Below are 17,867 nucleotides of genomic sequence, written 5' to 3'. Positions count from 1 at the left end.
AAAAAAAGCCTCTAACCTTTACAGGACAGGCTTTCTAGCCAAATGGCTAACGAAGGTTAATCAATTTTTGACTTTACACCAATAGAACTTTGCACCTATTTTATTGCTTCCATTTCAAACAAAATAGAAACATTGAAAACCAAGAGTAGTTTTTATAATTTTTACACACGCAATATTTGCTGCGCAAGCAAGTCAGGAGACTTGCCTTTATTCACAGCTTTCAAGTCTCCTAAAGGAAGACTTAAAAGGACCAGAAGAAAACCAATGAACTGAGCGTTTTCATCTCCATTGCGTTAGCAAAATAAGCTTTGAGTTTGTACGCTCTCTAGCTTAATTTTTTTCAACTTAAGTCTTTTTTTAAAGAAAGTGCGACCAACCAAGTAAATTCAACAATCACCCCTGTTTCTCTGCTCAGGTCTTACCGTAGGGTGACCTGAGCAATGCTGATCCAAGACTTTGAAAAACGGCTTGTGTATGGGCTGCGGGAAAGTGCTCCGTCATTCGTCGGAATGGTCGAGCTCACTGGTCTGGCTGAAGCCTTAAGAGCAGTACGGGGAAAGTTATTTTTAAGTTGAATTGTCTACAACGGCACACGCGGAGAAAGGCTTAAAAAAGCTAGAATAAATAAACTAATAAGTATAAAATGAACGAACACACCTGCCCACCTAGTCAAAGGTATTTAACTATTGATGAACGATTTCATCAGCCTGCCCTCGAATACCTGAAGCAATCTTTTAAGGCAATAGAGCAAAATATTTTTGATGAGTTTATGGGTTGGCAACTCCAAGACAATGAAGCTGCACTATTTACTTTGTATGCCTATGCAACATTTAGCATTCCTAAAACATTTGATTGTGTGTTTGACCTATATCAGCCATCCAACTTCATCGTTACACCCATTACTTTACTTCAAGTAGCATTTGAGGCAAAACACCCAATCCAATCTATTGAAGCAGGACACAAACATTTGTGTATATTTAGGTTCGAGTCTCACGTGCCAACCATCATAGATTTCCTACATTTAAATCAACAAAATAATGCCAGTTTACCCAATCCTACACCTTTATTAGGCATTTGTCAACAAGAAGATTTCCCGCACATAAAGAGCAACCTAGAAGAATATTTAGCTCATAGAAAAACTCAATCATCACAATGAAAATATACATTATAACTATTGGTTTGGTATGTAGCCTATGCGCTTGCAGCTATCCTCAACAATTGATATTAGGCAATTGGAAAAGTAGCCAACCTATTGACTCAACAGATAAAAATCTAAGTTATTTTATTATTAGATTCAAAAATCAAAACTTTCATACAAGTACCCGCCCAATGCAAACTATAGGTAATTCGGGAATTTGGTCAATAAAAGACGGACAAGTCATTCTTCGTTATAATGGACACCTGGGAGGCAAATATACAGATAGTTTATCTATTATTCGTCTTGACCAGCATACACTCACATTTAGCAAATACAACAAAACTCGCCAAACCATTGACACCTTCAAGCTGGTAAAAGAAAACTTGAAAAACTTACCGTAGGTTACTCTAATCTCACCAGGTTCCAATAAAGAGAAGTATCATTTCCGCCTTTTATCAAGGAAGTTTCAAAACTCTCCAAGAACAAGGCTTGGGGCTGTGAGCCAAACTTGATTTGAGGTCTGGAGAGTTGCGCCAGTGAATGCATTCAAATATCCCTTACAAATACATTTACTCTTCCAAAGACTTAATAAGCTCGTTTACCTTTTTGAGCTTGGGAGCCACAAATCTTTTGACCGACACTTTGTTTAAAAAGTGGATAATGACTGCAATGATTACACAAACCACCCCTACCTTAACAAGGAGACTAGCCCTGTTGGGTTTGCCCTCGGATAAACCAACCATAAATAAGAAAGTAAAAGATATGAATGGAGCAACATACCAGTACAACACCTTGTCACGTAGTTTCTTGTGCAGCTCCAGATAAGCCTTTGTTTTATGCAGGTAGTCAAGATAATTATCTGTGTACTCTGTGGGTCTTTTCTTTTTAGTTTTATCAATTACCAGCAAAATGTAAATTGCCCATAGTATAATTAGTACAGAGGCTATTTTTGCCAAAATCTGAGGAAATATAAAGGCATAAACAGCAAAAATAGGTATGACCATAATCACCCCCAGGGCTTCTCTGAGGTATAGCCACTTCAACCCTTTATGAAAACGGTCTACATTTGATTGCACCTCCATCATAAAGCGTGATTTCTCGAACTTTACCTGCTCTTGCTGAGGAGATGATTGCCATATTTTTTTTAATTCGTCTTCAATCATGATCTTTCGTTTATGCAGTTTAACAATTTCTTTTTGATTCGCATAATTCTAACCGCTACATGGTTTTCGGTTAACCCTGTAACATCTGCGATCTCTTTATATGCCAGTTCTTCCAGGTAAAGCGTGATCATCCCCTTATCTGCCTCGTTCATCATTTTGATACAACTCCGCAAAAATATCAACCGCTGGCTTTCCTCCTTGGTGATGGGTGGCTCCTCATACCGTGACAGTGTAATACTATCCATATTTACAAAGTGCTTTTTCTTTTTGGTCAGCTTGGTTTGGGTGCTTAGGCAAATGTTCAGGGTGATTCTATACATCCAAGTATCGAGCGAACTTTTGGCCTTAAACGAAGGCATTGCTTTCCAGATATTGATCAAAATTTCCTGAAAAAGGTCTTTCTTATCTTCGTCGTCTCTGGCATATACAGAGCAAATACGAAGTATCTTTTGCTTGTTTCGTTCCACCCCCTCTAAAAAGGTAGTTTCGAGTTCTAAATCCATGTGCATTCTTTTATGTCTACTTATCTTAGTTGGGAGCACATGTCAAATATGACAATTCATCTGTTTTTTTTAAAAAAAACTTTGATGTACAGGGAAAGGGGCTTTTTCAGGAAGGTGGTAGAACCCCACCAGATGAAGTTTTTTAACTTAAGCCTTTAAATAAAAGAAAACTTGTAACTTTCGTTTAAAAGCAAACTCAAAACAGAGAACAACAACCATTCAAACACAATTGATTATGTTTATTGTATCATTGACTTATAAAGTACCTTTAGAACAAGTAGAACCACATTTGGCGGCGCACATTGCTTACCTAGACGAACAATATGCTTTGGGCAATTTTCACGCATCGGGACGTAAGGTACCCCGCACGGGTGGCATTATTTTATCAAAAATGAAAGATAAAGCGGCTTTATTGAAAATACTTGCCGAAGATCCCTTTCAAAAACACCAATTGGTCGATTGCGAAGTAACGGAGTTTGTACCCAGTAAAACCTGTGATGAACTGAATTTTATGCAAGAAGCTTAGGAACGTGATCGCCCCGTAAACGGGATTTCGGGCATAGCCCTCAACAATAACCCCGATAAGAAATCGGGACTTTGAAGCTGTCCGGTTTAGAACATATTAGCTTCGCAGAGCTTGAACTTCGTTCTGCGGTTCTCTTTCCTGACTTTCGTTACCCCGGCAGTTCCGCCGGGACTTATACCTTTGTATTAAATAAAAAAAGTACAATATAACGTTAACAATAAAAGCCTAAATAACAGGTAGTCAACAGATCAATAAACTCTTTTTCTATAAAGGGGACTAAGTACTATCATACGATAGATACAGACTCGTAGATATATGCTACCTGTTTTTCTACTCCGAAATAGAATTAAGTATCTAAGGCATAAATGCGTTTTATAGCCCGCGTTCTAATAAGTAACATTGAGTAAGATAGGCTTCAATAAATGGTATGGTTCCCCCGATAAATCGGGAATTTCAACTTAAATGGTGGATAAATGAAAAAACACTCATACATTCAAATGGGTCTGGGCATGGACATAGCAAAATCGGATTTTAGTGCTTGTATCATGGGTTTTGAGGGTAAAAAGAAATACAAGGTTTTAGCCAGTTCCAAGTTCTCTAATACCCCCTCTGGCTTTGAGAAATATTGGAGCTGGAGTCAAAAACACTTGGGCAAGCATGACTGTGAAGATATAGAATACTTAATGGAGGCTACTGGGGTTTATCATGAAAATTTGGCGTGGTTTCTCTATGACAAATCTGTAAAGGTTGTTGTCGCCTTGCCTAGCCAGGCAAAGGACTTTATGAAGGGCGAAGGGATTCGGAGTAAAACTGATAAAATAGATGCTCAAGGGTTAGCTAAAATGGTTCTAGTCAAAGACTTAAGGGCCTGGCAACCAATATCTTCCTCTATGCAGGCATTACGTTCTCTTACCCGTCACCACGAAACTATACAAAAAGACCTTACTCAAAGTCGGAATCGCTTACATGCGCTTGATTATAGTCATAACCCTGATAAGTTTGTTGCCAAACAACTCAAAGCTCAGATTAAGTTCCTCGAGAAACAACGAGATCAAACACATGATCAAATAGAAGCTACAGTCAAAGAAGATGAAAAGCTGCATGAAAAAATAAAACATTTAACCAGTATTCATGGGGTTGGCTTGCTTACCGCAGCAGTAGTTGTCGCCGAAACTAATGGTTTTGAGCTATTTACAAGTGAAAAGCAGCTTACCAGTTATGCCGGGTACGATATTGTGGAAAACGAATCGGGCACCCGCAAAGGAAAAACAAAGATTTCAAAACAGGGAAATGCTCACATAAGGCGTATTTTATGTATGCCAGCATTTAACGCTATAAATGTTGAGGGTGTTTTTCTGAATTTGTACAACCGGGTTTTTGAGAGAACTAAAGAGAAAATGAAAGGCTACACTGCAGTACAACGGAAGCTCTTGTGTATGATGTACACATTATGGAAAAAAGATGAGGACTTTGATTACAGCATTAATAACAAAACTGTAGAAGAGCAAAATGCCCTCCTACACTAGGTAACTGCTAAAGCAGCTCCTTTTGGGTTAATGCAAATATAACCAGTTGTTGGTATATATTCAAAATCTTAAAATATTTATATTAAATTATTTGTTTTTTAAGATAGTATCTATGAGCTTTTATTGTCCGTAGCACCGTCCCACGGTCTGGCTCAACATCCCACGGATGTTGCCTTGCCCGCAAAGTCGAGTAGATAAGGGGATTTTCACCCCAAATCTCTCACAGAACCGTGCGTGATAGTCTCCCATCACACGGCTCTTGTTATACAAATCATCATAATTTAACTCCTGTATTCCAGTGATAAAATGGTAATGACTTTGTCTTGTCGCTTTTAATCCTCCTCATATTATTAAGTTGTTAAAAACTTGAAAACTGTATAACTGAACCCCTTCGCTCCACTTCCATTACAGAAGCTTCTACACTAATACGAGTTCATCCGCCACCCTCTATCATCTCAGTATTCGCCTTGTAGGATCGCTACTTGTACTTTCCCTTAATGATCATAGAGGGCTTCCCCTGTTCCATAACTAAGCCTAAATAAGAGTCATGCCAACTTAATGACGGTTGCCACATAGACACTTGACAGGGTACGCTCTATGCTTTGTCCCAAACTTTATCGGATAAGTCTGGTTTTGACAACAAGTAGCTGTTCTCGACACTTCTTCATTGGTTCACTTGCGTTCATCTCTCTTATTCACACCTGACTCCGTACCAGCGGAGCCTTTTCTCTAGCCGTTCAATACCAAAACATTACTGTCATAGCACCGTAGAGTGGTTTAAAGGCTATTCCTGTAAATCGCCTTTGGTGGGTCTACCACCATCTTAGTTATAGCATACAAAGCTTGTTGTGCTTTGTTTCAGGGCACACCCGATAGCTGCAGCTTTGCTGCGCTGAGCTCTGCCAAAGGCTAAAAGTGCCTCAGTCAGCCTTGAGTTTATGCCCTCAATCTCGACACTTATTTTGAACAGGTTCCTTAGTACTAAAAAACCATATACTGGCTTAAGTTTTTTCAACTTAAGCCTTTGAAAGGCAAGTTGCTCCAAATCAAGTGCAGTATATAACCCTGAGCCTTTCACCGAATAATCCCAAAACAAACTTTTCAACATCACAAGGCGCAAGCTTACAACCCTCAATTATTTCCGGAATTATTCCACAGAAAGTTTACACAAGTAAAAGGCAAAGAGCAAACTTTGAGAACCTTTAAAAAGTTTGCCCTGATTTGAGGCATGAACTGTTTAAGTATATGATATTAGGGGTAGTCAAACCACCTAAGCTATAACTGACCACTTCCATTAAAGTACCACCCTACCTCAATTAAATACTATTAAACCCCTTCAGTATTGCTTTTGTAGGGTGACAGACATTAAACTGTATAGTCCTTGTATGGTGCTCTTAATAGTTTTTTGCCAGCCCCTCCCCTTCCTTTGCAACATCAAAAAAAATAATTAACCAAAACATAATTACCAATGATTACTTATAACAAACCTATTCAGTTTTTAGTGCTGGTCTTGTCTTTCATTGTTTTAGTTACCTCGTGTAATAAAAAAGAAAGCATTGCTCCGGCAAACAATCAGTCGACACCTGTTACCTCCAAGGTTAACTTAAACACTTTGGCAAACAAGATGTCGCAAGACCGAGATTTTAAAGCGTATATGCACACTTTAGCCAAGTTTTATATACTACAAGGCGAAACTATAGAAAAGCGCTATAATGGTGATGTAAATGCGTATGAAAAAGCCATACGTGTCGCACATAGTGCACAAGCCCAGCAAGGTTGGACAGAGGCAGGGATAGCTACGCTGAGCGCCAAAATGGGGCTTGACACTAAGTTTTTAACTTCGTTTGTACAAAAACAACAGGCAGTGATGAAAAAGTACCCGGAGCTAAGCCAGCTACGCCAGGCAGACCAAAAAACTGTAGCTCAAAAAAGTATTCAACTGATGACCAACGACCCGGCAATGAGAACCGCCGCCAACTGTGGCGATGCTTGCTACAACGACGCAATCGCTTGCCTTTGGGTAGCAGCTGGTACCGCAGGCACTGTATTTATAGGCTGTGTGGCTACCTGCATTCCTTGTGCCATAGGTTGCGCCATTGGAGCAGGCCTGGTAGACATTGCAGCAGTAACCGCGTGTGTATACCGCTACAAAGCTTGTTTGGCTCGCTGTTAACTGTTTGTAAAAACCAACCCCCAATGAGCGTTAGTTCATTGGGGCTTTTTGGGTTGACCAACTCTATACTGGCTTGGTTACAACTGCTGTACAAACTGGCTTAAGTCTTCTGTTTTGGTCAAACCCATCTTCTTTTTGAGGCGGTACTTTGCCACTTGTACACTTCTAAACTCTACGTGTAAAATACGCGCAATCTCTTTGTTAGTAAGTCCAATTCTTATATAAGCACATAGCCTTAAGTCGTGTTGTGACAAGTGGGAAAATCGTTGCTGCAAAATACCAAAAAAATTGGGGTGTACCTGGTTAAAATGTATCTTCAAATGCTCCCACTCTTCTTCCAGGTGGTTGTTTTCTTGAATAATCTTTTTAATAGATTGAATATTACTGCTCAGTTTTGGGGGCACCTGATGCTGAAAAGCACTCAATTCGCCCTGGATGTTGGTCAACACCTCGTTTTTGTGGTGCATCAATAAAGTAGAAGTCGCAAGTTCACGGTTTTTGTACTCCAGGTCTAGTTTCAACCGTTTATTTTCTTCCTGCTTTAGCTTTTGCTCTATCTCCATGCGTTGCCCTTCGGCCTTATGGCGGGCATTTTCCTGCGTCAAAGCCAGGCTTTTCTGCTGCAGTATTTTATGCCGCAATTGGTATCGATTATACAACAACACCACTACTAACACCGCCAACAAAAGCCCCACTACTGCTATATTGCGTAGCTTTCGCTGAAAAGTAGTTTTTTGTCGCTGCAGGTTGGTTTCTTTTTTCAACAAAGCAATGGCTTTTTGTTTTTGCTCTTCCTTATAGTGTTGCTCCAGTTTGGCTATGCTTTCCGATTTTTCATTGTTAAATATACTGTCGTCCGCCTTTTTATGCATTGCCTGATAATAATATGCCTGCCTAAAATTGTTTAGGGCGGCATAGTTGCGTGCCAACAACTGATAGGTAGCACTGGTTTCAAACAACGATGACGCCTGTTGCACCTTGACTTCGCTTTGCTTTAGGTATTTTTCGGCTTGATCATACGCCTGCTTTAGGTAGTATACTTCACCTATGTTTCTCAACATAACCCCAGTAGCCAGCACATCGCCTCGTTTTTGGGTATAATCGAGCGATTTCTTAAAGTAAGTAATCGCCAAATCGTATTGCAACGATTTCCGGTATAAGTCGGCTATATTATGGTACAAAATAACCAACCTGCCATTGTCTTTAGTCTTTTGTTTAATGCGTAAAGCTTTGGTGTAATAGCCAATCGCCAGATCGTACTTTTTAAGACAAGTATTGGCTATAGCCAAATTGTTGTAGGCTCCCGCAAGCAAATGGCTATTATTGCTGTTAGCTACCACCTGTAGGGCTTCATGGGCAAGTTGTTCTACCCGGTCAAACTGCCCCAAATCGGTATAAGCAGTTGACTTTACCATCAATCCTTCGTACTCCAAAGCAACCATTTGGTAGTGCTGGGCAGTTTTCAGGGCTTTGGCTAAATACTCAAAAGCAGAATCATAGTTTTTTTGCAAACGATGAAACTCTCCAATGCGAATGTTGGTATAACAAATTCTTTCAGGGTCGTTGAGTTGTTGGGCAAGCTTCAATGCTTTATGATAAAGGGTGCGTGCTTTGTGCTGTTTGTTTTTTTCTATCAGTACCGAGGCAATACCATTCAAACAATCAATATGTGCTGCTACCAGTTGGTGCTTTTGAGCCGTTGCCTCTCCCTTTTTAAACTGCTGCCAGGCTTTGTCAAAACTGCGATAACTCAGGTGTAGCTTGCCCTGTAGTACGTGCCCCTGAGCAACGCCCGCTATATCGTGGGCTTTAGTGGCAAGGGCTCCCCCTTTTTGGTAATACTGAATGGCTTTTTTGTATTCAAATTTATGGAGTTCACCCAATTGATAAAGTAGTTTTACTTTCTGGGGTACAGAGGAGGCTTGTCGCAGTTGAGCGGTAAGCTGTTCTATTTGTCGTTGGATTTTAGAATAGGACTTTGCCTGGGCAGTGGCTAATACCAAACAATATAACACTGTCACAAACAAACATAGGCATACTTTTTTGGTGTCTGCTATACAACAGACCCAAGCAATGGGCAGGACTTTCATTTTTTATATTACTTCTGTGGTTAGTTCAAGAATCATTTCCCCCAAAACCACACCTATGATCAGGTAAGGCATATTACAGGCTCTTGAATTATCTATAATTAATCCGGCAAATCTAAACAAATTCAAGGAATGAAATCAACCCAGCGAAGTAAATTAGAAAAGTTGTCAATACTTTGTATATCTTTTTTAAGTTTGTACCACATCTATGCCGCTGTATGCAACCAAAGCACAGACATGACAACAATAAGGGAGTAACCAAAAAATACACGCTTTATTTTTTTGGTTACTCCCAACATCACCTGGTGGTGCCACCAAAATGCCCCGGTTTATAAAAACCTTTATTGGCGAACAGGCGCTTTTGGGAAAGTTTTTGCGGGTTCAAACCGGTCGCTCAGGTAGGTTTGCCAGGGCACTATAGTTTTACCTATTTTCACGGTATCTTTAGGCAATATTTGAAAAGGCTCGTTGCCTATTTTGTTGCCGTTAACGAAAGTGCCATTGGTAGAGTTAAAATCTTGCACATAATACTCTTGTTTGTCGGTAAGGGTAAACGATGCATGCTTACCCGACACCTTATCATCAAACAAAATAATGTTATTGTCTGGCGCTCTGCCAACTGTTACTATTTTCATTGAATGTTTATTTTACAGAATTCTTCTTATAATCATATTTTTAAGGATTATTTATATTCACTCCATTATAAATCTCTGAAAGTATACATAATCCCCTTCAATTGAGTGCAATATCCTCAAAAAGTACTACAAAAAATAAAGAAATAGGTAACTATTTTAGGCAGGACAAGTTCGTTTTATAAGTATAAATACTCATAAATAGTTTTTTATTCCAAAACAGCGCAAAATACCCAAATAAAGCATAAGAAAACGTTATTTATTTGTTAAAACATCTATGGGTAAACCGAAGATTTAGCTCCAATTTCTTTGTTTTCTCATAAAAAAAATTAACTTGCGAATGCTTATTGCAAGGTATATCACACTTTTTAACTTTTAAAACTGATTATAATGAAAAGAAGTTTAAGAAACTTTGGAAATATTCAAGACCAATTATCTAACTACGACTTGAGAGACATTAAAGGAGGATTTAACCCCAAAAAGAACCCATTCGGCCCAGCAAGCTTCGGTCCTATGTTTATGTTTGGCTTTCCGCCTAAAGACGATGACGACACTGGTCGCGCAGACGTAGACGATGAAATTAACACTACTATGTAATGTTGATTTAGTAATAAAACAGAAAGGGGCTGTTGATATTGTAAAACTTTTTGAACGATAAATATTACAGCTCTATATAAACAAAGCATTCACCCAAACCCCTGCTAAACCCTAAAAACTTGTCTGAGTGTATTGTTGAGTGTATCACTCCTCACCTCTCGCTTAGACAAGTTTTATTTTTGCCCTTCTCTCCCCCTACTGCCTCTTACTTTATTACCTCCACTGCTTGCTTTTCTGCCCCAAAAACTCCATTTTTAAGTACTCTAACATTCCTCATTCAAACGTTGAACTTTATGGCAGGAAAAATCAGCGATAAACTATTTGCCAGGCTGTTGCTATTATTTATTTTCGTAGCCTGCTTGTTTGTAAGTTTCAAAACCACCAAACGCCGCAAAGTAGCCGATGTTCAGCTACCTATAGACTCTCTTAGCAAAACCAAACCATTGGTAACTCCCTCATTTCCTGTGAAGAAGAAGGTAGGCATCTACAGTTTAAAAATGTCGGTTTACCCTCATATGACCCATGTCAACGGTGATTTCATATACTTAATGGCTGAAATGTACGACAGTGAAGACCGTCGCATCAATGAGTTTGAAAACGAATATTGGTGGGAAACAGGACACGACTCTGACGGTACCTGGACAGAAAAAGAAGAATCGGAATCGTGGATGTTTAAAAACCGTCAAAAAAACGATTCACTTTACCTGGAAATTTACGGCGAAAAATCACTCAGTAAAAGCCTCTACTACCACCCAAAAAGTGTAAGAATACAAGTATGGGAAGATCCCCAGGCTGCCGTAGCGAAATATTTTTTGGTGATAGGCATCGTGTTTTTGGTATTGTTTATCATTTTTCTTTTTACTTAAAAAGCCTCCAGGCTTTACTTCAAACACAGCCCTGATACAATGGTTGGTATAACAGTAGTAAGAGTATGTTTAAAAACCTTCACGCTAACAATTTAAACATACTCTAAGTCTGGAAACTTTCTTATCATGAGAAGCTTTAAATAACACCTTTGGTTAAACCTGATGGGCCCCTCTTATTCTCCTGTCCAAGCAGGCGTGCGTTTTTCGGCAAAAGCCTTAAGTCCTTCTTGAGCATCCTTGGTCATGATGGTTTGCCCCAACATGTTGGCCAGATAAGCCTGTTGTTCACTCTCACTGATATTTCTCATTTCGTCAAACGCCTTAAGACCCAAGCGTACCGCTGAAGGCGAGTTAGCAAAAATCTCTTGCACCAAGGCATCTACAGCTTCGTCGAGCTTGTCAGGTGCTGCCAATTGAGTAACCAAGCCTGCTTCCAGGGCTTCTTGAGCACTCAAACTTTTAGCCCTGATACAAAAATCAAGTACTTGGCGCGCAGGCATAAACTTCATCAAGCTTGCCATTACCTGAAAAGGAAACAACCCACGTTTTACTTCGGGTAAGGTAAAAGTAGCCGCTTCGGTAGACACCACATAAGTACACCCTCCAATGAGCAAAAAGCCTCCGGCGTATACTGGAGCGTGTACTTTAGCTATTACAGGTTTATGAATTTTGGTAAATAACTCTGCCATCACTATAGGGGTATCAGGCGTAGGAACAGTGCTATCGTTGGCTTCTTCTTTGCCTCGCATAGCCTTGAGGTCGGCTCCGGCACACCATACCTTCCCATTGGCAGCAAACACTACCGCCCAAATATGCGCATGGTGGTGAGCATAGCTCATGGCATAGGCATACTCACGTATCATAGTGGGGCTCATCGCATTGCGTGCCTTGGGGCGATTCAATGTAATAGTCAATAAATGGTCTTTTTCTTCTACTGTAATGTAAGCAAAAGTTTGTTCTTGTAGGTTGGCAGTTTGTTCTTTGGTATAATTCATTGTTCTAATTTTTGTTATTTTGGTTTATCTAGTACACCAGCTCCTAAATTTGTAAAGTCTATTTTGTGTTTTTTGCCCCCTGATTTCACTTCAAAAATATCACGTAGCTTTGGCTATGCTCAATTTTTAAAATTCATCAGAAAACAAAACACACTTAAATACTCTATTTACCTATTTAAGAGCAAGTGTACTAGGTTGGTAGCCTTTGCAGGCATGGACTTGGATACTGATGTAATCAATCGGTGCCGTAAGTCTTCACCTGTTTGGCCACCCTGAGCTCACAGGCTTGGTTTATAAGCAACTATCAATTGTATAACACAATTATTTTCAAACACCTGTAACTCCAATAATTGAGCGTCAATTGTATACAGTTTTTCTTAATTTTTCGAAAAGTAAAAAACTACAAGTTAAAAAGCTATCTATTAAAAATACTTAACAGATACTGCTTTGAACAACTCTTTGGTGTAGTAAATGTCTTGGTTTTTGATCGTAATGGCTACCTTGCCCACATCTGCTATGTTTTTGAGTGGGTTGCCACTGATCAAGATAATGTCAGCGGCCTTGCCTTTGGCTATAGTGCCATATTTGGTGGCTCGCCCTGCCACCTTTGCCGAGGTAATGGTGGCCATTTTGAGTACCTCTGCTGCCGGAATACCCGCTTTCACATAATTTTCAAGTTCACGATGCAAAGTAAAACCCACAAAACTATCGGTACCCGGCACTACCGTAATGTTATTTTGGTGCATTACTTTTACCATTTTGAGCATGTTGGCAAAAGATTTTTCGTAATTAGCTCCCTGACCTTCGGGTACTTCAAGCGATGATCCAGCCTGCATAGAGCGTTGTATGTTCAAAGGCAAACGTTTGGCTACTCTTTTCATCGAAGGTCGAAACTCACCCTTGGTACCTACAAACATATTTTCAAATATAGTAACTGTAGGGTCAATCACTACATTTTTTTGCTTAAGCAATTGTACAAATGCCTTGAACTGGGGCGAGTCAAAATCAAATTGATGTCCGCGTTGTGCCACCGCGCTAAACCTTACAGGGGTGCGGGTATCCAGTTTTTTGCCATAAAAGTTTAAAAACAACATATTGGCATGCTGTATTTCATTATAGCCCGCTTTTACCGCTTCTTCGGCAAGCATAAACGATGGAATGTGTCCACTTACCCTCATTTTGAGGCGATGGGCTTCTTCGGCCAGTGGCTTTACCCATGCGGGTTTCAAAGAGCTATACAACTTAATTTGCTGATATCCTTTACTGGCATACGCCTGCACCGCTGCAACGCCTTCTTTTACATTGTGAACTTTGCTACCTATGGGGCCTGCATATTTGCCTGCTCCATCTATAAAGCCAGCCATTGCCTGAATGCGTGGTCCCAGCACTGTACCAGCCTCTATAGCCTTTTTGCGGGCAAGCAATGCCTCGCTGTTGCCCATGTCGCGTACATTGGTTACCCCACAAGCAAGGTGTAGCAATCCGTCGGTTTCGCTGGTGTAGTGCACGTGCATGTCCCACAAACCCGGCATAGCAAACTTCCCTCTGGCATTGATCTTTTGGTAGCCTTCGGGTGCCTTCAGTTTTTTGCCGTAAGCTACTTGTTGAATCTTACTTTTGGCTATTAAAATACTACTTTTGGGGTACAGTTTACCAGCCACTGGGTCAAACACCTGAGCATTGGTAATAAGCAACCCTTTGGAGATTTTATGGCGTAGTTGAGAGGCCAACTCTTTGTAATAACTATCACGGTACATTTTTGTGATCTTGTGCAATTCTTTGGTAAAACCCTCATAGCCCAGCTTTACCATAGAAAACCACTCGCCCGGAGCAGCAAAAAACTCATTATTCTTGTTCAGCCATATATATTTAGGTGCCAACCCCAATCCACTTATTCTCACCAGCTTTACTTTTCTGCCATCGCGTAAAATATGATTTTGCAACACCTTAAGGGTAGAGCTGCCACTGGGCAAGTGCTGAATGATGCGTTTAGGGTTGTTAAAATAAGCCTGGTATGAGGTACCCAACGAAATATTGAGGGCTACATATTGTGCTTTTCTGCGCACCCCTTCTTTGCCCTTTTCTACATTGTTTTCCCAAAAAGCCTCTTCCCGTTTAAAACCATACCTTTCATATACTGGCTTTTTATAATAATCTACCCCTCGTGCATCTATCATGGTAATGTAACCATCTTTGTCATAACTATAAGTACCTACCGTGCTATCGCCTCGCCCCCGGTCGTTGAACTGAAACCATTCGGAGAAGGTACCATCTACATTTTTCCATTTTTTCAAAAAGCCCACTTGTTTTGTGCCCATCGTTACCGACCACCGGGTAGTGTCAGGTTTTTGGGCATGGCTTACGCCAAAAACCCACCACAAAGTAAATAGCAGGAATAGTGTTTTTTGCATAATTTTATATTTTGTGTAATCAATTTGGATGCATAAAAAACACGAATATAGGCATTATGCCCAAACGAAGGTTAAATACAAGGCAAGAATTCAAAAAAGGCGGGTAATCGAAAGTAAAAAGCATAAAAAAACGAGTGACAGCATTGGTTCCATCACTCGTTTTTTATTTTGTCTTGTTTTATTTTTGCTAAAGCGCTACCTCAGCATAAGAGCCACTCACATTGCCCGAAGTATGTGGGTCTATAGGGTTCTCCTGAATGTTGACCTCTTCGAGGTTAGGCAATTCGCTCAAAATACTTATATCTTTTACCTTATTTGAGTACAAATTAAGCTGTTTTAAACGCTTCAGGTTTTTGAGCGGAGTCAAGTCAGTAATTTGGTTATTACTCAAATCCAGTTTTTCCAGGTTGGTCAAAAACTGAAGGTCACTGATTTGGGTCAAACCTTTGGCGCTTAAGTCCAAATGGTTTTGGTACAAGAACTGGTCTAACTGATCAACATCTACTTGAATATCGTTGATTTGCAACAAACCCAAACTCTTGAAAGTGCGCAATACTTGTACGTCGTGGGCATCTATCTTGAGCAATGCCGCGTGTTTGATTTTTTCGAGCTCGGCAGGTTTTATATTCACAAAATCCTTGCTCTTGCCCGAATCATAGGTTTTATAACGTCCAAATAATGATTTAGCTTTCTCAAAAAACATTTCTTCACGTAACTGTTCTCCTTGTTCCAGATCGCTCAAGTCGAGCTGCTTGGCAAACTGGAGGTTGTAAAAAGCCTCGGTTACCAAGAAGTACTCCAGGATAGATTTGTGGGCAAAAGTACACTGGTGCAACGTGTTCATGTGCAACAATGCCCTTGTTTTGAGCTCAAGCGTGCCCAAATCTACATTGTTTTGCTCGGCCAGTACTTTTAGTTCATCATCAGTGATCACAAAGCCACCTCTGCGCTTGCGGTGTGTGTACATATCAATGGCCACCTCACGCGAAAATTTGTACAAGTCGCGGCGATACTTTTCTTTGTTCGTTCCCCGGCGTTGTACTTCACGTTCTATCCATTTGGCAATCAGTTCGGTATAAATCTGATAAGTAGAGCTGTAGTTGTCCCGGCTTTTGATGAGGTCGTCGATATAGCGCAACAGCATAGGGCGCACCATCAGGTTGGGCGAATGCAACACTATTTTTTCGGCTTTTTTGCGCTTCAGAATGTTCAAAAACGAGTAGTTCTTCTTAAGGTATGTTTTGATGTCTTCTTCGTTGAAAGGAGACAAATAAAGCTTTCGAAACTGGTAAGTATTTTCTTTGTATTTAAACTTTAACAAGCCGGTTTCTCCTGACTCTTCTTCTTCGCGCGGAAAAAACTGGGTACGACAGGTAAAAACCACTTCTTTAAAATCAGCCACTTTTTGCAGAATGTAGTGCAGCCTTTTTTGATGAGCCTTGATAGCGTCACTGTCTTCGTCAAATGCGTCTAATAATAAAATGGTATTGGGGCGTTCTGCTTTTGGAATTTTCTCTACCTGCTCCATTGCATTAGGAAAACTCAACGGAAAAATTTTGATTTGATAATCGGTATCTGCCAGCTTTTCGGCGTATTTGGTGTACAAGTTTAACATAAAGGTTGTTTTACCCATTCCAGCCTCTGCCAAAATGATGTAAAACTTATCTCGATACATTGAGTCTTTGATGTTGCGATTGATAAAAAACGGAATCAATAACTGTCGTGTAACAAAGGCAAACTGATTGTCAGGGTTGTTCTCTAAGGTGGGGGCTATATTCTGACAGTGCGTAGGAACATAGTATTTGAGTGCGCGCTTTATTTCGTATTTTGTGTAGTAAGCGTACAGCCCATTTTTTGTTTCTTGTAGGCTCATTGTTTCTAAAGCTTATAGGGTTAGGCAAATTAACAATCATACAAGCTCCACGCATTATTTTTTGTACGATTAGAAATCAATAAAATTATTTGGGTTTTTAAAACACCAAAAACCGCCTTTATTGATTCAATTTGCTCATTTAAAATAATATACTACTGGGAAGAACAAAAATTGAGCAGAAAATGCTATAACAACAAAAATAGCGAAATGTATACGCAAAAAAAAGCAAATTGATTAAACAATATCAAGATTTTCGCGCATACACCCCTATTTTCTGGTATGCTTTATAGTAGCCCAACCCTATACTGTGGCCTTGAGCTGTTGGTCAAGAATAGCAATGCCTTCATCGAACGAGCGCGGCGCATAATTGAGTTGTTGGATTGCTTTATCAAGAATAAACCCGGTTTTTGGTGGTCTTTTGGCAGGTTGCGAAAACCGTGAAGCATCGGTTTTTACAATTAATGACGCATCGAGGTTAAAGTATTTTGCGGTTTTAATCGCCATTTCGTAGGGCGTCAGAAAATCTTTGCCCGATATGTTAAAAATACCACTAATTTTCTTGTCGGCCATCAAGAAGCACCCCATAGCAAGGTCTTCGGCAAGAGTAGGTGTGCGCCATTGGTCGTTTACTACATGAATGGTTTTGCCCTCTTCAAGCGATTTTTTCACCCACAAAATGATGTTCGAGCGGCTCATAGCCTCGGTTATGCCATACACCAGCACGGTACGGGCAATGCTCCACTGTATATTGCTTGCCAGCAAAGCCTGTTCAGCGGCTAGTTTGCTTTCGCCATAATAACTTACCGGGTTGGCGGTGGCTTCTTCATGGTAAGGACCAGCTGCCCCATCGAATATAAAGTCAGTAGACAAATGAACCAAGAAAGGCGCCTTTCCTGCTTGCTTTAGCTGTTGGCAAGCCTCTATCAAATACTCTACACTGTTTACATTGAGCTGCCAGCACAAGTCACGTTGAGTCTCACAGTCATCAACCTGGGTCATGGCAGCAGTGTGTATCACAGCATCTGGTTTAAACTCGGTCAGGGTTGCGATCACCTCTTCACGATTGGTAATGTCCATGGACTGGTAACGCAGATTGGCATTGGTGATAGAGCAACGATTGTTGCCACGCGAAGTAGCCAGTACTTCTACGGTGGTATTATAAGGCGACGTAATGAGTAATTGCTGGAGCTTTTGACCCAATAAACCGTTGGAACCAGTAATGAGTATTTTTTGCATTTTTAAAATGTTTTTGAGAATAGCAAATCAGGTACAAAGCTACCAATAAGTACTCTAAATACAACTTTTATCGTTGGCAGAAGTCACTTGTGTATTTTGTTTGCTTCATTTTTTCAGACTTTAGCCGTAGCTTTGTAATTA

Annotated in this window: 15 protein-coding genes; 7 read left to right on the top strand and 8 right to left on the bottom strand. The window is 40.2% G+C overall.

Features of this window, described 5'->3' with window-relative positions; genetic code table 11:
• Positions 1-643 precede the first annotated feature (643 nt).
• Together M23134_RS23755 and M23134_RS23750 are read left to right on the top strand one after the other, a co-directional pair.
• Positions 644-1,156: a hypothetical protein gene (locus M23134_RS23755; protein WP_002700304.1), complete on the top strand. Its 513-nt coding sequence runs from the start codon at positions 644-646 to the stop codon at positions 1,154-1,156.
• Positions 1,153-1,539 (top strand): hypothetical protein, encoded by a 387-nt coding sequence (locus M23134_RS23750; RefSeq protein ID WP_045114207.1) that lies wholly within the window; start codon positions 1,153-1,155, stop codon positions 1,537-1,539. Before M23134_RS23755 ends, M23134_RS23750 begins: the two co-directional genes overlap by 4 nt.
• A gap of 168 nt (positions 1,540-1,707) precedes the next feature.
• Here M23134_RS23750 and M23134_RS23745 read toward each other — a convergent pair whose 3' ends face one another.
• Together M23134_RS23745 and M23134_RS23740 are read right to left on the bottom strand one after the other, a co-directional pair.
• Positions 1,708-2,301: a hypothetical protein gene (locus tag M23134_RS23745; protein WP_002700301.1), complete on the bottom strand. Its 594-nt coding sequence runs from the start codon at positions 2,299-2,301 to the stop codon at positions 1,708-1,710.
• Positions 2,298-2,804 carry an RNA polymerase sigma factor gene (locus M23134_RS23740; protein WP_045114206.1) on the bottom strand — a complete coding sequence of 169 codons (507 nt, stop codon included), beginning with the start codon at positions 2,802-2,804 and terminating at the stop codon, positions 2,298-2,300. The genes M23134_RS23745 and M23134_RS23740 overlap by 4 nt, the downstream gene beginning before the upstream one ends.
• Positions 2,805-3,039: 235 nt before the next feature.
• Here M23134_RS23740 and M23134_RS23735 point away from each other — a divergent pair, with 235 nt between their 5' ends.
• The 3 genes from M23134_RS23735 to M23134_RS23720 all read left to right on the top strand — a co-directional run bounded on the left by M23134_RS23735 (position 3,040) and on the right by M23134_RS23720 (position 7,029).
• Positions 3,040-3,330, top strand: coding sequence for a YciI family protein (locus tag M23134_RS23735; RefSeq protein ID WP_002700298.1), 291 nt, complete (start codon positions 3,040-3,042; stop codon positions 3,328-3,330).
• Between the two features lie 473 nt (positions 3,331-3,803).
• On the top strand, positions 3,804-4,856 hold the full coding sequence (locus tag M23134_RS23730) for an IS110 family RNA-guided transposase (RefSeq protein WP_002697850.1): 1,053 nt from the start codon (positions 3,804-3,806) through the stop codon (positions 4,854-4,856).
• 1,468 nt (positions 4,857-6,324) lie between these two features.
• Positions 6,325-7,029, top strand: coding sequence for a hypothetical protein (locus M23134_RS23720; protein WP_002700296.1), 705 nt, complete (start codon positions 6,325-6,327; stop codon positions 7,027-7,029).
• Between the two features lie 77 nt (positions 7,030-7,106).
• Here the strand turns inward: M23134_RS23720 and M23134_RS23715 are convergent, their stop codons facing one another.
• Both M23134_RS23715 and M23134_RS23710 read right to left on the bottom strand, forming a co-directional pair.
• Entirely contained in the window at positions 7,107-9,119 is a 2,013-nt protein-coding gene (locus tag M23134_RS23715; RefSeq protein WP_045114205.1) for a tetratricopeptide repeat protein, read from the bottom strand.
• A gap of 338 nt (positions 9,120-9,457) precedes the next feature.
• On the bottom strand, positions 9,458-9,751 hold the full coding sequence (locus tag M23134_RS23710) for an FHA domain-containing protein (protein ID WP_002700291.1): 294 nt from the start codon (positions 9,749-9,751) through the stop codon (positions 9,458-9,460).
• A gap of 387 nt (positions 9,752-10,138) precedes the next feature.
• Here M23134_RS23710 and M23134_RS23705 point away from each other — a divergent pair, with 387 nt between their 5' ends.
• Together M23134_RS23705 and M23134_RS23700 are read left to right on the top strand one after the other, a co-directional pair.
• The gene (locus M23134_RS23705) at positions 10,139-10,345 is read left to right on the top strand and encodes a hypothetical protein (RefSeq protein ID WP_002700289.1); all 207 of its coding nucleotides are present in this window, start codon (positions 10,139-10,141) and stop codon (positions 10,343-10,345) included.
• 293 nt (positions 10,346-10,638) lie between these two features.
• Positions 10,639-11,211: a hypothetical protein gene (locus tag M23134_RS23700; RefSeq protein WP_002700287.1), complete on the top strand. Its 573-nt coding sequence runs from the start codon at positions 10,639-10,641 to the stop codon at positions 11,209-11,211.
• 173 nt (positions 11,212-11,384) lie between these two features.
• On the opposite strand, the gene M23134_RS23695 is transcribed toward M23134_RS23700, so the two are convergent.
• The 4 genes from M23134_RS23695 to M23134_RS23680 form a co-directional block, all read right to left on the bottom strand.
• Complete coding sequence (locus tag M23134_RS23695) at positions 11,385-12,206, bottom strand: enoyl-CoA hydratase-related protein (protein ID WP_002700285.1); 822 nt, start codon at positions 12,204-12,206, stop codon at positions 11,385-11,387.
• A gap of 422 nt (positions 12,207-12,628) precedes the next feature.
• A complete protein-coding gene (locus M23134_RS23690; RefSeq protein ID WP_002700283.1) occupies positions 12,629-14,617 on the bottom strand; it encodes an amidohydrolase family protein in 1,989 nt (662 codons plus the stop codon).
• 187 nt (positions 14,618-14,804) lie between these two features.
• Positions 14,805-16,490: an NACHT domain-containing protein gene (locus M23134_RS38795; protein ID WP_002700281.1), complete on the bottom strand. Its 1,686-nt coding sequence runs from the start codon at positions 16,488-16,490 to the stop codon at positions 14,805-14,807.
• Positions 16,491-16,790: 300 nt separating this feature from the next.
• Positions 16,791-17,726, bottom strand: coding sequence for an SDR family oxidoreductase (locus tag M23134_RS23680; protein WP_002700280.1), 936 nt, complete (start codon positions 17,724-17,726; stop codon positions 16,791-16,793).
• Positions 17,727-17,867: the final 141 nt, after the last annotated feature.

The organism is Microscilla marina ATCC 23134, from assembly GCF_000169175.1.
GTDB lineage: Bacteria > Bacteroidota > Bacteroidia > Cytophagales > Microscillaceae > Microscilla > Microscilla marina.
Note: the sequence above shows the minus strand (reverse complement) of the source record. Positions and strands in the feature narration are given on the sequence as shown.

What these genes read in the sequence shown, in the direction of transcription:
- M23134_RS38795 (WP_002700281.1), bottom strand. Translation starts at nt 16,490, where the DNA reads ATGAGCCTACAAGAAACAAAAAATGGGCTGTACGCTTACTACACAAAA.
- M23134_RS23695 (WP_002700285.1), bottom strand. Translation starts at nt 12,206, where the DNA reads ATGAATTATACCAAAGAACAAACTGCCAACCTACAAGAACAAACTTTT.
- M23134_RS23720 (WP_002700296.1), top strand. Translation starts at nt 6,325, where the DNA reads ATGATTACTTATAACAAACCTATTCAGTTTTTAGTGCTGGTCTTGTCT.
- M23134_RS23715 (WP_045114205.1), bottom strand. Translation starts at nt 9,119, where the DNA reads ATGAAAGTCCTGCCCATTGCTTGGGTCTGTTGTATAGCAGACACCAAA.
- M23134_RS23710 (WP_002700291.1), bottom strand. Translation starts at nt 9,751, where the DNA reads ATGAAAATAGTAACAGTTGGCAGAGCGCCAGACAATAACATTATTTTG.
- M23134_RS23750 (WP_045114207.1), top strand. Translation starts at nt 1,153, where the DNA reads ATGAAAATATACATTATAACTATTGGTTTGGTATGTAGCCTATGCGCT.
- M23134_RS23705 (WP_002700289.1), top strand. Translation starts at nt 10,139, where the DNA reads ATGAAAAGAAGTTTAAGAAACTTTGGAAATATTCAAGACCAATTATCT.
- M23134_RS23730 (WP_002697850.1), top strand. Translation starts at nt 3,804, where the DNA reads ATGAAAAAACACTCATACATTCAAATGGGTCTGGGCATGGACATAGCA.
- M23134_RS23680 (WP_002700280.1), bottom strand. Translation starts at nt 17,726, where the DNA reads ATGCAAAAAATACTCATTACTGGTTCCAACGGTTTATTGGGTCAAAAG.
- M23134_RS23735 (WP_002700298.1), top strand. Translation starts at nt 3,040, where the DNA reads ATGTTTATTGTATCATTGACTTATAAAGTACCTTTAGAACAAGTAGAA.
- M23134_RS23690 (WP_002700283.1), bottom strand. Translation starts at nt 14,617, where the DNA reads ATGCAAAAAACACTATTCCTGCTATTTACTTTGTGGTGGGTTTTTGGC.
- M23134_RS23700 (WP_002700287.1), top strand. Translation starts at nt 10,639, where the DNA reads ATGGCAGGAAAAATCAGCGATAAACTATTTGCCAGGCTGTTGCTATTA.
- M23134_RS23745 (WP_002700301.1), bottom strand. Translation starts at nt 2,301, where the DNA reads ATGATTGAAGACGAATTAAAAAAAATATGGCAATCATCTCCTCAGCAA.
- M23134_RS23740 (WP_045114206.1), bottom strand. Translation starts at nt 2,804, where the DNA reads ATGGATTTAGAACTCGAAACTACCTTTTTAGAGGGGGTGGAACGAAAC.
- M23134_RS23755 (WP_002700304.1), top strand. Translation starts at nt 644, where the DNA reads ATGAACGAACACACCTGCCCACCTAGTCAAAGGTATTTAACTATTGAT.